The organism is Maritimimonas sp. 2210JD6-3 (assembly GCF_056591795.1).
In genome coordinates this window covers 98,026-112,429 of the sequence record NZ_JBWQOJ010000004.1, presented here as the reverse complement: position 1 = coordinate 112,429, position 14,404 = coordinate 98,026, and the positions used below count along the sequence as shown (strand labels likewise).

The 14,404-nt window shown below is 32.5% G+C and carries 16 protein-coding genes; 15 read left to right on the top strand and 1 reads right to left on the bottom strand.

Annotated features, from left to right (window positions below; all coding sequences use genetic code 11):
- The first annotated feature begins 8 nt into the window (after window positions 1–8).
- Entirely contained in the window at window positions 9–506 is a 498-nt protein-coding gene (locus AC1EUY_RS03660) for a hypothetical protein (RefSeq protein ID WP_480194143.1), read from the top strand.
- Window positions 507–529: 23 nt separating this feature from the next.
- Here AC1EUY_RS03660 and nudK read toward each other — a convergent pair whose 3' ends face one another.
- A complete protein-coding gene (nudK, locus tag AC1EUY_RS03655; RefSeq protein ID WP_480194142.1) occupies window positions 530–1,111 on the bottom strand; it encodes a GDP-mannose pyrophosphatase NudK in 582 nt (193 codons plus the stop codon).
- Window positions 1,112–1,177: 66 nt separating this feature from the next.
- On the opposite strand from nudK, the gene AC1EUY_RS03650 reads away from it, so the two are divergent.
- From AC1EUY_RS03650 to AC1EUY_RS03585, 14 genes are all read left to right on the top strand, one after another.
- Window positions 1,178–2,644 carry a DUF5687 family protein gene (locus AC1EUY_RS03650; protein ID WP_480194141.1) on the top strand — a complete coding sequence of 489 codons (1,467 nt, stop codon included), beginning with the start codon at window positions 1,178–1,180 and terminating at the stop codon, window positions 2,642–2,644.
- Window positions 2,645–2,655: 11 nt separating this feature from the next.
- Complete coding sequence (locus AC1EUY_RS03645) at window positions 2,656–3,354, top strand: ABC transporter ATP-binding protein (RefSeq protein ID WP_480194140.1); 699 nt, start codon at window positions 2,656–2,658, stop codon at window positions 3,352–3,354.
- Between the two features lie 166 nt (window positions 3,355–3,520).
- Window positions 3,521–5,752 carry a type IX secretion system periplasmic lipoprotein PorW/SprE gene (gene porW / locus AC1EUY_RS03640; protein ID WP_480194139.1) on the top strand — a complete coding sequence of 744 codons (2,232 nt, stop codon included), beginning with the start codon at window positions 3,521–3,523 and terminating at the stop codon, window positions 5,750–5,752.
- A 70-nt stretch (window positions 5,753–5,822) separates the two neighbouring features.
- A complete protein-coding gene (locus tag AC1EUY_RS03635) occupies window positions 5,823–6,242 on the top strand; it encodes a bactofilin family protein (RefSeq protein ID WP_480194138.1) in 420 nt (139 codons plus the stop codon).
- Window positions 6,193–6,441 (top strand): AtpZ/AtpI family protein, encoded by a 249-nt coding sequence (locus tag AC1EUY_RS03630; protein ID WP_480194137.1) that lies wholly within the window; start codon window positions 6,193–6,195, stop codon window positions 6,439–6,441. Before AC1EUY_RS03635 ends, AC1EUY_RS03630 begins: the two co-directional genes overlap by 50 nt.
- Window positions 6,442–6,964: 523 nt before the next feature.
- Window positions 6,965–8,053: a F0F1 ATP synthase subunit A gene (atpB, locus tag AC1EUY_RS03625; RefSeq protein WP_480194136.1), complete on the top strand. Its 1,089-nt coding sequence runs from the start codon at window positions 6,965–6,967 to the stop codon at window positions 8,051–8,053.
- A gap of 19 nt (window positions 8,054–8,072) precedes the next feature.
- Window positions 8,073–8,282, top strand: coding sequence for an ATP synthase F0 subunit C (gene atpE, locus AC1EUY_RS03620; protein WP_480194135.1), 210 nt, complete (start codon window positions 8,073–8,075; stop codon window positions 8,280–8,282).
- 77 nt (window positions 8,283–8,359) lie between these two features.
- Window positions 8,360–8,854, top strand: coding sequence for a F0F1 ATP synthase subunit B (locus tag AC1EUY_RS03615; protein ID WP_480194134.1), 495 nt, complete (start codon window positions 8,360–8,362; stop codon window positions 8,852–8,854).
- A gap of 23 nt (window positions 8,855–8,877) precedes the next feature.
- On the top strand, window positions 8,878–9,432 hold the full coding sequence (gene atpH / locus AC1EUY_RS03610) for an ATP synthase F1 subunit delta (RefSeq protein ID WP_480194133.1): 555 nt from the start codon (window positions 8,878–8,880) through the stop codon (window positions 9,430–9,432).
- A gap of 4 nt (window positions 9,433–9,436) precedes the next feature.
- Complete coding sequence (locus AC1EUY_RS03605; RefSeq protein ID WP_480194132.1) at window positions 9,437–10,267, top strand: hypothetical protein; 831 nt, start codon at window positions 9,437–9,439, stop codon at window positions 10,265–10,267.
- Between the two features lie 45 nt (window positions 10,268–10,312).
- Window positions 10,313–11,890 (top strand): F0F1 ATP synthase subunit alpha, encoded by a 1,578-nt coding sequence (atpA, locus tag AC1EUY_RS03600; RefSeq protein ID WP_480194131.1) that lies wholly within the window; start codon window positions 10,313–10,315, stop codon window positions 11,888–11,890.
- Window positions 11,891–11,967: 77 nt separating this feature from the next.
- On the top strand, window positions 11,968–12,828 hold the full coding sequence (gene atpG, locus AC1EUY_RS03595; RefSeq protein WP_480194130.1) for an ATP synthase F1 subunit gamma: 861 nt from the start codon (window positions 11,968–11,970) through the stop codon (window positions 12,826–12,828).
- A 150-nt stretch (window positions 12,829–12,978) separates the two neighbouring features.
- On the top strand, window positions 12,979–13,935 hold the full coding sequence (locus AC1EUY_RS03590; RefSeq protein ID WP_480194129.1) for a 2-hydroxyacid dehydrogenase: 957 nt from the start codon (window positions 12,979–12,981) through the stop codon (window positions 13,933–13,935).
- 9 nt (window positions 13,936–13,944) lie between these two features.
- Window positions 13,945–14,361, top strand: a complete 417-nt coding sequence (locus tag AC1EUY_RS03585; RefSeq protein ID WP_480194128.1) for a response regulator transcription factor — start codon at window positions 13,945–13,947, stop codon at window positions 14,359–14,361.
- Window positions 14,362–14,404 lie beyond the last annotated feature (43 nt).

Here is a 14,404-nt window from a genome sequence, read left to right as displayed (position 1 = left end):
TTTAGCGTATGAGGTTATTAAGTTCTGCATCGTCAAAGAGAATTAGCTACTTTATAACAATACTTCTTTTTTCAAGTATTATTTACGGGCAGTCTATTCGTCAAGAAAGAATGAAGAAATTAAGCTTTTTGATTGGTGAATGGATTGGGACATCGACTTCTTATAAAAATGGAAAAGTAAAAAGTAAAGTTTCGGCTTTCGAAAAAATCTCTTATTCACTAGACGGTCATATAATAACAATAGACCTAAAATCAGAATCTTTACAATTACATACCATTATTTATTACGATGAAAACGATAAAGTCTATTATTATAATCCTTTTTATAAAAATGGTACAGCAAAATATGAGGCCGAACTTATTGATAACAAATTAATTGTTAAACCCTCTAAAACAAAACGATTTGTTTTCACATTAGACACTAATGGTAATTTTCAAGAATACGGAGAAACGTTAATTGATGGTAAATGGGTTAAGTATTTTGAAGATAATTTTAAGAAAAGCTAAAAGTTTGTACATAGTAATTTCTATTAAAGAATCTTCTGAAGTTTTACATATTGCAATAACATAATTGTTTTTGCATCTTTGATCTCACCCGTTCGAACCATTTTCATGGCATCTTCGATATGAAGCTCTAAAACTTCAATCTCCTCCTGCTCATCATCTGCTCCGCCGCCTTCACTTTTTTTCATAGAAGCATCATATGCTGCAATAAAAAAATGTAATATTTCGGTTACAGAACCCGGTGACATATACGATTCAAAAACTTTTTCTACAGAAGATAAATGATAACCCGTTTCTTCTTCTGTTTCCTTTTTTATACAATCTTCAGGATTGTCATCATCTAACAAGCCCGCACAGGTCTCTATAAGCATACCTGTTTTATTGCCATTGATATATGTGGGTGCTCTAAATTGCTTTGTAAGAATAACCGACTTTTGCTGTGTGTTGTATAGCAATATTGTTGCTCCATTACCGCGATCATAAGCTTCTCGCTCTTGAGATTCCCACACTCCATTTTTCTTTTGATACTCAAAAAACAATTTTCTAAGCGTGTACCAATTATCTGATAATATTTCTTCTCTTAAATTCTTTATCTTAGTGTTTTGCATAGCTGAATTGAAATTCTCGTGTAACAAAATACGATAATTAAATACATATACTCAAAACAACTCAATATGATTTCACACTTTGCAAAACTAGAGTGGAAACAATATTTCCGTTCCTCATATTGGCAAAAAAGTCTGGCATTAAACATCTTATTAATCTTTTTTGCACTTTATTTTCTAGTTACTTTTTTATTACTAGGATTCGGAATTGTTCCGCTGCTAAAGAAAATTTTTCCCGATGATGACCCGCTTCAAAAACTTAATTCCTTTTTAATTTTCTGGTTTTTAGGCGACTTGGTTTTTAGGTATTTACTGCAAAAAATACCGATGATGAATATTAAACCCTTATTGTTTTTACCGATAAAAAAAACAAAACTGATTCATTATGTATTAGGTAAATCGACAGTATCATTTTTTAATATCATGCCGCTATTCTTTTTTATCCCTACAAGCATTATGTTCATAAGAGAGGGATATAGTACTTCGAGTATTTTAGGTTGGTTAGTGGCAATGATATTTCTAACATTAGCGAACAATTTTATCAATTTTTTAATTAATAGAAGTAATATCGCTTTTATAAGTATCGCTTCGTTATTAGTGCTATTAATAGGATTACAATATTTCGGCATATATGATGTAGCATCCTTTTGTGGAACGCTATTTAACTTAATTATTGATAATCCGATACTATCAATTGTTCCGATAGCCTTAACATTAGTTGCATATTTCTTCAATTTTAAAAATTTAAAAGATCAGATATATTTAGATGGTGCGGTTTCTAAAAAAATTAAAGAAGCTTCAACTGCTGATTTATCTTGGGCAGATCGCTTTGGTGATATAGCACCATTTATTAAAAACGATATTAGACTTATATGGAGGAATAAAAGACCTAGAACCGTATTCTTTATTTCAATCATATTTATTTTATACGGATTAATCTTTTTCGGAAATGACAATTATAAAGGAATGACAGCTTTTCTTGTATTTGTAAGTGTTTTTATTACAGGAGGCTTTGCCTTAAATTTTGGGCAATTTATTCCAGCTTGGGATAGTTCCTACTACGCTATGCTTATGAGTCAAAATATTCGATACCGTAAATTCTTAGAGTCAAAATGGTATCTAATGGTAATCGTAACTGCAGCTTCATTCTTATTAAGTATACCTTATATCTATTTTGGTCTCAAAATATTTCTATTGATTGCTGCGGGTGCCATTTTTAATATAGGTTTTACCTCCTTATTCTTACTATATGCGGGATCTTTTAATAGAAAAAGAATTGATCTTGAAAAGAGTGGGTTTGCAAATTATCAAGGTACGAGCGCTACACAATTTTTAATCATAATTCCAATAATGGGCGTACCGATGCTTATTTTCTTTGTGTTCTCAAAATTGTTTGATTTTAATGCTGGTGTCACTGCTCTTGCGATTGTAGGAATTGTCTGTTTACTCTTCAGAAATTATCTACTCAATTATATTGAAAAAAGATATCTAGAAACTAAATATGAAACCATCAGTGCTTTTGAACAAAAAGCGTAATACAATAACTCATGATACAAACCACAAATATTACAAAAAAGTACAGTAAAGAAACGACTGTTTTAAGTATTGAATCCTTAGAAATCCCTAAAGGACAAAGTTTTGGTCTTGTAGGTAATAATGGTGCAGGAAAAACTACGTATTTCAATCTTTTATTAGACCTTATTAGACCTTCTACAGGCTCAATTACTAATAATGGAATTACTGTGAATGAAAGCGAAGAATGGAAATCGTTTACCAGCTCTTTTATAGATGAATCTTTTCTTATCGGATATTTGACTCCCGAAGAATATTTTTATTTCATAGGAGATCTGCGTGGTATGAATACTGCCGATATAGATACTTTTTTAAGTCAATTTGATGAATTTTTTAATGGAGAAATATTAGGGAAGAAAAAGTACTTGCGCGACCTTTCAAAAGGAAACCAAAAAAAAGCAGGAATCGTTGCTGCCATGATAGGCAATCCAGAAGTGGTGATTTTAGACGAACCTTTCGCTAATTTGGATCCAACAACACAAATTAGACTAAAAAAATTATTAAAAACTTTAACAGAAGATAACAACGTTACGGTATTAGTTTCTAGCCATGATTTAAGTCATGTCACTGAAGTATGTGAGCGCATTGTTGTACTCGATAAAGGCGAAATTGTAAAAGACATTAAAACATCTGCTGAAACTCTTAAAGAGTTGGAAAGTTATTTTGCTGTGTAAAACTTGAATTGTCATAAGAAATGCTTCTTAAACTATACTAAATACATAACTCGAATACAATCTCTATAAAAAAGCTTAAAATCGTTTATAAATAGTTTGTACTTTTACCTACTCAAATAACAATAATTCTTACAGAATTTAGTTTACAATTATATAACTCTCTATTTTGAAAAAAAGTTTTTGGTCGGCTTTTATTTTTATCAGTTTACTACTGTCGTTTTTTGCTTGTTCTACAAAAAAAGACGCCTTTTTAAATCGTAGTTACCACGCTATTACTACAAAATACAATGTATTATACAATGGGCAAGTGGCCTATGACCAAGCAAAACAACAAATAGATGATGAGTACAATGACAATTTTTGGGAAATACTTCCTATAGAACCCTTAAAAATTGAAGAAAAGAAAATAGAAATTGCACCGCTTCCTGGGCAACAGAAAGAACTCAAAGAAGAGGAGCTACAAGGTTTTGAAAAAGCAGAACTAAAAGCCATAAAAGCTGTTCAAAAACACTCTATGGAAATTAGTGGTCGAGAACGTAACAAACAAATAGACGATGCCTATCTTCTATTGGGTAAAGCACGGTATTATTCACAACGTTTTGTTCCTGCATTAGAAGCTTTCAATTTTATTTTAGGCACGTATAGTGATCCGCGAATGCGTGACGAAACTAAGCTTTGGCAAGCAAAAACCTTGGTTCGTTTACAAAATGAAAAGTTAGCGTTAGAAACCTTAAAAATTCTTTTAAAAAACGATAACGCCCCATTAGCTATTATTGAAGACGCACATGTGGGTATGGCCATGACATACCAATCATTAGACAGTACAAAATTAGTAATTAAACATTTAGATAGTGCCGTTTTATATTCTGTAGATCCAAAACAAAAAGCTAGAAATCTATTTATTTTGGGGCAATTACATAGACAAGAAAAAAATATTGATTCCTCTAATATTGCTTTTGAGAAGCTTATCAAATTTAAAAAAGCACCCTATCGCTACCGCATTCATGCTGAAATTGACAGAGCCAAAAATTATTCGAATTCAGATAGTACAGAACTCGTTCTTAAAAAATTATATAAACTCATTAAGAATCGTGATAATCGGCCTTATTTAGATGAACTCTATTATCAAACAGCCTCTGTAGAAATACAAAATAACAACACCGATAAAGGAATCGAACTACTTAATAAATCAATAAAAACAAAAGATGCAAAACCCTATCAAAAAGAGCTGACCTATGAACTACTAGGTAATGTCTATTTTGATAATGCCGATTTTAAGTTAGCTGGATCCTATTATGATAGTGTAATGCAAATTACCGAAACCGAAAATTCGAAAAGAATTCGAAGAATAGCGCGTAAACGGAGAAGCTTAGATGATGTAATTTTATTTGAAAATATTGCCAAATCTAATGATAGTATTTTGACTATCGTAGCGATGGACACCGCTCAACAACGAAGCTATTTTCAAGATCATATTGATAGACTAAAAGAAGAAGCTGAAGCGGAAAAAAGAAGATTAGAAACCATCGCTGCTAATTCTGATGATTTTTCAGGATTTGGAAACACCAATACAAACAACAGTGCAAACACTAATTTTTATTTTTACAACACTCGCGCTTCAGGATTTGGAGAACAGGAATTTAAGCGTATATGGGGAAACAGAGCACTAGAAGACAATTGGAGATTGTCTGATAAAACAATTGCAGTTAATAATCAACAAAATAATAGTAACATTTCTCAAACTACATCAGATACATCAAAACAATATGATATTAGTTATTATCTAGAGCGTATTCCACAACGAAAAGAAAAAATAGATAGTATTAAAACCACTCGTGATGATGCGTATTATCAACTCGGACTTATTTACAATGAGCAATTCAAAGAAAAAGAATTAGCAGCTAATAGGTTAGAAACATTATTGAGTTTTAGTCCAACAGAAAACTTGCGCTTACCCATAAAATATCAACTCTATAAAATTTACGAAGAATTAGACCCTTTAAAAAGCAATAAATTAAAAGAAGAAATCGTTAGTAATTATCCAGAGAGTAGATATGCTCAGATCATTGAAAATCCAAATGAAGTGCTCGTTTCAGATGATTCGACCTTAACTCCTCAAGGAGTATATAATGTTATTTATTGTGATTATGATTACGAACATTATGAACGCGCATTACAAAAAACAGAAGAAGCCATTAAACAATTTGAAGGTTTACCAATTATACCTAAATTTGAGTTACTAAAAGCGTATTTACAACTAAAGCTACATGATAGAGAAAGTTTTGAAAAAGCATTAAATTTCGTCGCATTTAATTATGCCAATACTGAAGAAGGCAAACATGCGATGAAGATTTTAAACGATATTAAGGCTAAAGAAAAAGAAGAAAACAAAAAATAATAGTTTTATACCCTACAAAGCATAAAGGAGAAATCAACAAACAACTAGTTAAACTTAAAAATTTAAAATTATGTTTTCTGAAAAAAGAGCAACACCAAACGGTCAGTCATTAGAGAGAAATATTATTGGCAAAAACACATCATTTGTAGGTGATATAAAATCAGATGGAGATTTTAGAATTGATGGTAAAGTGCAAGGCACTATCAAAACAAATGGTAGAGTTATTATAGGTCAAGCCGGATTTGTAGATGGTAATATAGAATGCACCAATGCCGATATTGAAGGGAAATTTTCTGGAAACTTATCGGTTGATCAATTACTTTCTTTAAAATCTACGGCTAATATTTCTGGCGAAGTAATATTAGGAAAACTTTCTGTAGAACCTGGGGCTACTTTCAATGCTTCTTGTAATATGAAAGGTTCTGTAAAAGCCCTCAAAAATGAACAACGCGCAACAGCAACCAAACCAGAAACCGAAAAGACCGCTTAATGCGTATGCTCGTTATTCGGGTATTGTAATTCAAATGCTCGTTATTATTGGCATAGGTACTTATACAGGTGTAAAGCTTGACGAGTATTATCCTAATGATTACAAAGCTTTTTCTATTACGCTATCGTTAGCAGCAGTCATTTTATCTATTGTTTTTGTAATAAGACGTATTATTGCAGCTTCAAAAGATGATACATGAATTCTGAATTTAAAAAGAGACAAACTTCATTTTTATTACAGCTAGTTGCAATAACACTAGGAAGCTTAGCACTACACAGTTATCTTTTTCACTACTTCTTTGAAGGTGAGTTGTTTTTTCCATTGTGGCACATCTATGTGTTTTTATGTATTATAACTTTTCTAATATATACCTTGATAAATTATAGGTTTTCTACAGGAAAAACAGAAGTTTTTAATGCCTTCATGATAGCCACACTAATAAAGATGATTTTGGCTATTATTTTTCTTTTGCCTCTAATACTTTCAGATGTTAAAAACAAGAAACCTGATATTCTCAATTTCTTTATTCTTTATTTCATTTTTCTCGGTCTAGAAGTCTTCTCTATTAGTAAGTTTTTACAAAACAACACGCCTGAAAATCAGTAAAAAAGCTTCATTTGTTTTACCGTAAAATAATCCTCTAAATATTGTTTGTCAATTCATATAATGTATGTACATTTGCACCGAATTTTTAGAGACATATATTTTAATTTATATAAGTAATGCAAAGCAATATCTTTAGAACTTTTTTACTAGGATTATTTTTATCTTTTTCAATGGTAAGTTTCGCTTCTGATAAGGATGAAAATTCTACACAAGAAGAAGAAAAATTTGATCCTAAAGAAATGATCTTGCATCACGTAAAAGATGCGCATGGTTTTCACCTTTGGGATTGGAATGGACATGCAGTATCAATACCACTACCAGTTATTTTATGGACAGATAATGGGCTAACAACTTTTATGTCTTCCGCTTTTCACCATGACGATGAAGGTAAAGTTATTGTTGAGGCCAATGGTAGTAAGTTTGTAAAAATTCATGAAAAAATATATCAGTTAAATGATGGTGCAACAACCGTAGCGTTTGACACTGAACATCATCCAACTAATGCAAAAAAGCCGATCAATATTTCGATAACAAGAAATGTATTAATGCTTTTTGTTTCTGCTATCTTGTTGATTCTAATATTTACTACTGCAGCCAGAAGTTATAGAAAATCTAAAGACGGAGTACCAACGGGTATCGCTGGTTTTATAGAACCTTTAGTAGTGTTTGTGAGGGATGAAATAGGTAAACCAATGATTGGTGAGCATAAGTATAAAAGATACATGCCATACCTTCTAACAATCTTTTTCTTTATCTGGATCAATAATATTTTCGGATTGATTCCAATTTTTAACGGAGCAAACTTAAGTGGTAATATTGCTTTTACAATGACGTTAGCAGTATTCACCTTTATCATAACAACACTAAGCGGTAATAAAAATTATTGGAAACATATTTTCTGGATGCCTGGTGTGCCAGTACCAATGAAAATATTCTTAATGCCAATAGAAATTATTGGAATGTTTGTAAAACCAATTTCACTAATGATTCGTTTGTTTGCGAATATTACAGCAGGTCACGTAATTGTACTTGCCTTAATGTCGTTAATATTTGTATTCAAATCGTATTTAGTGGCGCCTGTATCGGTTGGTTTTACATTATTTATTACGGTAATAGAGATTATCGTAACAGCAATACAGGCATATATATTTACAATTTTGTCAGCCCTATATTTTGGTATGGCAACAGAAGAAGAACATCATTAATTAATTTAAATTTTATATTATGACTATTACTGGAATTGCAGCTATTGGAGCTGGTTTAGCAGCGATCGGAGCTGGTTTAGGTATTGGTAAAATTGGTGGACAAGCTATGGAAGCTATGGCACGTCAACCTGAGATGCACGGTAAGATTCAATCTTCTGCATTAATTTTAGCAGCCTTCGTAGAAGCAGTAGCACTATTTGGTGTTGTTGTTGCTTTCTTACAAGGGTAAACAAAAATAAAAATATAGAAGTAACGGTTGGTTGCTTCTATATTTTTAAAAATTTAAATTAAAAAATAGAAAATAAAATGGATTTAATTACACCTGGTTTTGGACTCGTTTTTTGGACAGCAATTACTTTTTTAATCTTATTAACTATTTTAAGAAAATTTGCTTGGAAACCTATTTTAGGAGCAGTAAGCGAACGTGAAGATTCTATTAAAGACGCATTAGCTGAAGCGGAAAAAGCGCGTAAAGAAATGGAAAATTTAAAATCTGATAATGAAAAGATTTTAAAACAAGCTCGCGCTGAAAGAGATGGCATGTTAAAAGAAGCCCGAGAGATTAAAGATAATATGATTAACGAGGCTAAAGAAGAAGCTAAGGAACAAGCTAGTAAATTAATTGAGCAAGCTAAGACTACAATTCAAAATGAAAAGTTAGCAGCTATTACTGACCTTAAAAACCAAGTAGCTGAACTTTCAATTGATATTGCAGAAAAAGTAGTTAAGAAAGAACTTGCTACCAAAGACAAGCAATTAAACCTTGTTGAAGAAATGCTTGGTGATATTAAATTGAATTAATCACTTTTTAGAGGACTGAACTGATGAAAGATACTAGAGCAGCCATACGATATGCGAAAGCACTGTTAAACCTATCTATAGACATGCAAAAAGCTGATGAGGTGAATCAAGATATGCTGTCAATTGCAAATACAATTGAAGGTGCAAAAGATTTACAAATAATGTTGAATAGTCCTGTCATTAAAGCTAGTGCTAAAAAAGACACTTTACTGGCGATTTTTAGTGGTATTAATAATATTTCTAAAGGATTAATTAATCAGTTATTAGAAAACAAACGATTGGCTATTCTCGAAAATATAGCGAAACAATATACTATTATATATGATCATCATAAAGGTACGCAAGTAGCGAAGGTTACTTCGGCAGTTCCTTTAACTGATGCTTTAAAAGAAAAAGTACTTGCTAAAGTAAAAGCTATTGTAGGTAAAAAAGTTACTTTAGAGAATATTGTAGATCCTTCTATTATTGGAGGTTTTATACTAAAAGTAGGAGACAAACAATATGACGCAAGTATTTCTGGTAAAATGAACAATTTACGTAGAGAGTTTGATGATAACTTATACGTACCCAATTTTTAATGACATGAGGAAATTATTTGTGCTATTATTTATTTCTTTTTCTTTAGTGGGTTTTTCTCAAAAACTTAAGGTTAAGAAAAACACAATTTTACTAGGAGGAAATGAAATTGCTAAAATGACTACCGAAGGTGAAATTTATCTTTTTAAAGATTTGGAAGATACTACTTTAGCGAAACTAGAATTTAGTGGTCGTGAAGCAACATCAAGTTTAACTGAGCTTTGGGTCAATGTTTCTAATCCAGAAGGCACAGTTACTAATGAAGTAAGTTTTAGACCAGGATTAACATTTAATCCAAAAAAAATGATTGCAGGATTCATTCAAAATGAATTAAAATTTTTCGATTCTTCGGGTATAAAAACAGATATTATTACTTCTTTTTTTAATTCTAAAACTGAAAGAAAAGACAAGAAAATGTATGATGCTATTGCTGCGAATGAAAGCAAATCTAATGAATGGATCTCTCAATTTGATATTAATAGTATTGATGGTGTAGTAACCGAAATCGCTACAAAAAAAATTGCTTGTTACGTTAAACTAAAGAATCCAGAAAATAAAGATCCAAAATTAACCTCTCTTGTTTTAATAGATTTTGAAGATGTTATTATTGCAACTGTAACTCCTAAAGAGAAAGAAGTTTTAGGTGTAAGCATTAGTACAGGTCTTTCAAAAGATCTTTTAATTAAAGGATATGATGGTAAAAAAACATATGTCAGCTTTGATAACAAAGCTATCGAAAATAGAGATGATATCTACGCAGAAATCTTAAAGCAAATGTATCTTAATGGATATGATAAAGTATTTCAAGTAGGTGTAAAAGAAACAATTAATAAATAAAAACTTATACAGAAAAATAAGTTTAAAAATTGATAAATCAATAAAATGGCAACAATAAAACCAGCTGAAGTATCAGCGATTCTAAAACAACAACTTTCAGGGTTTGAAGGTAAAGCAACACTTGATGAAGTTGGAACAGTATTACAAGTAGGTGACGGTATTGCACGTGTGTATGGATTAGCGAATGTAGGCTATGGAGAACTTGTTCAGTTTGAAGGTGGTCTAGAAGGTATTGTATTGAACCTTGAAGAGGATAATGTAGGTGTTGTATTATTAGGCCCATCAACAGAAATTAGAGAAGGAGCTACCGTAAAACGTACTGAGCGTATCGCTTCTTTACGTGTAGGTGAAGGTATCGTTGGTAGAGTTGTAAATACATTAGGTGAACCCATCGATGGTAAAGGCCCTATTTCTGGTGAAACTTATGAAATGCCTTTAGAGCGTAAAGCACCAGGTGTTATTTACCGAGAGCCTGTAACGGAGCCATTGCAAACAGGTATTAAATCTGTTGATGCCATGATTCCTATTGGTAGAGGTCAACGTGAATTAATTATTGGTGACCGCCAAACTGGTAAATCTACCGTGGCTATTGATACCATCTTAAATCAGAAAGAATTTTACGATGCTGGTGAACCTGTATATTGTATCTATGTTGCCATAGGTCAAAAAGGTTCTACGGTTGCTGCTATTGCCAATATGTTAGAAGAACGTGGTGCATTAGCCTATACAACTATTGTTGCTGCCAATGCATCAGACCCTGCTCCTATGCAAGTATATGCCCCGATGGCAGGTGCTTCTATTGGTGAATATTTTAGAGATACTGGTCGTCCAGCTCTAATTATTTATGATGATTTATCTAAGCAAGCAGTAGCCTATCGTGAAGTATCATTATTATTAAGAAGACCTCCAGGACGTGAAGCCTATCCTGGTGATGTATTCTACTTACACTCAAGATTATTAGAGCGTGCTGCAAAAGTGATCAATGATGATACCATTGCGTCACAAATGAATGATGTTCCAGATTCTTTAAAAGGTAAAGTAAAAGGTGGTGGTTCATTAACGGCATTGCCTATTATTGAAACACAAGCAGGTGACGTTTCTGCATATATTCCAACAAACGTAATTTCGATTACAGATGGTCAGATTTTCTTAGAATCAGATTTATTCAACTCTGGTGTGCGTCCTGCAATTAATGTAGGGATCTCGGTATCTCGTGTTGGTGGTTCTGCCCAGATAAAATCAATGAAAAAAGTATCAGGTACGTTAAAATTAGACCAAGCACAATATCGTGAATTAGAAGCATTTGCGAAGTTCGGTTCTGACCTTGATGCTGCGACCATGAATGTAATTGAAAAAGGTAAGCGTAATGTTGAGATTTTAAAACAAGCGCAGAATGATCCATTTACTGTTGAGGATCAGGTGGCTATTATCTATGCAGGTTCTAAGAACTTGTTAAGAGATGTTCCTGTTGAGAAAGTAAAAGAATTTGAAAAGGATTACATCGCATATTTAAATGCAAAACATAGAGATACTTTAGACACTTTAAAAGCGGGTAAATTGACTGATGATGCCATTGCCGTTCTTGAAGATGCTGCAAAAGAATTATCAGCTAAATATGCTTAACAAGATTTTAGTATTGAGTATTGAGATGTTAGTACTTCTCAATACTTAGTACTCAATACTAAATACTTAAAAATAATATGGCAAACTTAAAAGAAATACGTAACAGGATTACATCTATCGGGTCAACGATGCAGATTACAAGTGCTATGAAAATGGTATCGGCTGCAAAATTGAAAAAAGCTCAAGATGCTATTACTGCTATGCGTCCATATTCAAACAAATTAACTGAGTTATTACAGAATCTAAGTGCTACTTTAGATGGTGATCTTGGAGGTGCTTTTACCGAACAACGTGATGTAAATAAGGTACTTGTTGTTACAGTAACTTCGAATAGAGGTTTATGTGGTGGATTTAATTCATCAATCATAAAGAAATCTATTGAGACAATTTCGAATGATTTTGATGGTAAACAGGTTGATATTTATGCAATTGGTAAAAAAGGAAACGATCTTTTATCAAAAGAGTATAATGTCATTGCAAATAAAAGTGCTCTTTTTGATGAGTTAACTTTTGCTAATGCTGCTACTATTGCCGAAGAACTTATGAGTTATTTTGTAGAAGGCACCTATGACAAAATTGTCGTAGTATATAATAAGTTTAAAAATGCCGCAACACAGATAGCAACGGTTGAAAAATTCTTACCGATTGTACCTGCCGAGCAAGATGCAAATGTAAACTTAGATTATATTTTTGAACCTTCTAAAGAAGAGATTGTTCAAGGATTAATTCCGAAATCATTAAAGACACAATTATACAAAGCTGTTAGAGATTCTTTTGCTGCTGAACACGGAGCGCGTATGACAGCGATGCATAAAGCAACCGATAATGCTACAGAGTTACGTGATGATTTATTATTAACGTATAATAAGGCGCGTCAAGCTGCTATTACTAATGAGATTCTAGAGATCGTTGGTGGTGCAGAAGCATTAAACGGATAATAAAACATAACGAATAAGCTAAAATAAAAACACCCAAAGTTTGTTAACTTTGGGTGTTTTGTCTTAAAACGTCATTACGAACAAAGTGAAGTAATCTCTTCAAAAGATTGCCACGTCACTTCGCTCCTCGCAATGACAAAAAATACAGTAATGAAAGTACTCCTACTAGACACGAATCACAATCTCTTAAAATCTGGACTAGAAAATCTAGGCCTTGAATGCCATGAAGATTATACATCCAGTAAGGAAGTTATTGAGCAAAAGATTGTAGAGTATGATGGCATAATCATTAGAAGCCGTTTTACTTTAGATAAAACTTTTCTCGGTAAAGCCAAAAACTTAAAATTTATTGGTCGTGTTGGTGCTGGATTAGAAAACATAGATAGTGAGTATGCCAAATCAAAGGGAATTGAGCTCATAGCAGCACCAGAAGGCAATCGAAATGCCGTTGGGGAGCACACGTTAGGCATGCTGCTTTCCTTATTTCATAAATTGAATAAAGCAGATAAGGAGGTACGACAAGGACAATGGTTACGGGAGTCTAATCGTGGCTTAGAACTCGATGGTAAGACGGTAGGATTAATTGGCTATGGTAATATGGGAAAAGCATTTGCTAAAAAATTACAAGGATTTGAAGTAGCAGTACTTTGCTATGATATTAAACCCAATGTAGGTGATGAAAATTGTAAACAAGTAACACTTGAAGAACTCCAAAAAAAAGCAGATGTAGTAAGTCTTCATACACCACAAACCGAATTGACTATCAATATGGTCAATTTAAACTTTATCAATGCTTTTAAAAAACCTTTCTGGTTACTAAATACAGCTCGTGGGAAATCGGTAGTAACTGAAGATCTTGTTACGACCTTGAAATCAGGTAAAATTTTAGGAGCCGGACTCGACGTACTCGAGTATGAGAAAACTTCTTTTGAAAATCTATTTAAAAAAGATGTCACATCGAGCGCAGTCGAGATGCCAGAAGCATTTCGATATCTCATTGATTCTGAAAACGTAATATTATCACCGCATGTAGCTGGGTGGACGCTAGAAAGCAAAGAGAAACTCGCACAAACCATCGTTGCTAAAGTAAAAGCAAAATTTTGCTAACTTTCTAGCATGAAAAAGACAATTCTTGTTTTCGGACTTTTAATTGTCGCTTTGCTCATACTCTTTGAAATAAGCAAGCGCACCTATCTTTCTGGAGATACTTCTATTGAAATAATTATTGCCATTGTTGCACTAGTTTTCTTCTTTGTTGGTATTTATATCAACAAAAAAAGCTTACATAAAAATACACCGGAACAAAAAGAGGTTAATCATAAAAAAATAAAGGAACTCAATATTAGCAACCGTGAATACGAGGTATTATGCGAGATTGCCAAAGGGTTATCTAATCAAGAAATTGCTAATAAACTATTTGTTTCTGAAAGCACCATAAAAACGCATGTCTCTAACATTCTTGTGAAGTTAAATGCAAAACGCAGAACGCAAGCAATACAAATATCTAAAGAGCTTAAATTGCTTCCGTTTTAATGTTTTCAAACTAAAGTAGTAGTGTTTTAGTACTTTCGTATGA

Bases quoted from the DNA above. Each gene is read 5' to 3' on its own strand.
- AC1EUY_RS03645 (WP_480194140.1), top strand. From the start codon at position 2,656: ATGATACAAACCACAAATATTACAAAAAAGTACAGTAAAGAAACGACT.
- AC1EUY_RS03590 (WP_480194129.1), top strand. From the start codon at position 12,979: ATGAAAGTACTCCTACTAGACACGAATCACAATCTCTTAAAATCTGGA.
- AC1EUY_RS03615 (WP_480194134.1), top strand. From the start codon at position 8,360: ATGGATTTAATTACACCTGGTTTTGGACTCGTTTTTTGGACAGCAATT.
- AC1EUY_RS03660 (WP_480194143.1), top strand. From the start codon at position 9: ATGAGGTTATTAAGTTCTGCATCGTCAAAGAGAATTAGCTACTTTATA.
- nudK (WP_480194142.1), bottom strand. From the start codon at position 1,111: ATGCAAAACACTAAGATAAAGAATTTAAGAGAAGAAATATTATCAGAT.
- atpG (WP_480194130.1), top strand. From the start codon at position 11,968: ATGGCAAACTTAAAAGAAATACGTAACAGGATTACATCTATCGGGTCA.
- AC1EUY_RS03650 (WP_480194141.1), top strand. From the start codon at position 1,178: ATGATTTCACACTTTGCAAAACTAGAGTGGAAACAATATTTCCGTTCC.
- atpH (WP_480194133.1), top strand. From the start codon at position 8,878: ATGAAAGATACTAGAGCAGCCATACGATATGCGAAAGCACTGTTAAAC.
- AC1EUY_RS03635 (WP_480194138.1), top strand. From the start codon at position 5,823: ATGTTTTCTGAAAAAAGAGCAACACCAAACGGTCAGTCATTAGAGAGA.
- atpB (WP_480194136.1), top strand. From the start codon at position 6,965: ATGCAAAGCAATATCTTTAGAACTTTTTTACTAGGATTATTTTTATCT.
- AC1EUY_RS03630 (WP_480194137.1), top strand. From the start codon at position 6,193: ATGAACAACGCGCAACAGCAACCAAACCAGAAACCGAAAAGACCGCTT.
- atpE (WP_480194135.1), top strand. From the start codon at position 8,073: ATGACTATTACTGGAATTGCAGCTATTGGAGCTGGTTTAGCAGCGATC.
- AC1EUY_RS03605 (WP_480194132.1), top strand. From the start codon at position 9,437: ATGAGGAAATTATTTGTGCTATTATTTATTTCTTTTTCTTTAGTGGGT.
- atpA (WP_480194131.1), top strand. From the start codon at position 10,313: ATGGCAACAATAAAACCAGCTGAAGTATCAGCGATTCTAAAACAACAA.
- AC1EUY_RS03585 (WP_480194128.1), top strand. From the start codon at position 13,945: ATGAAAAAGACAATTCTTGTTTTCGGACTTTTAATTGTCGCTTTGCTC.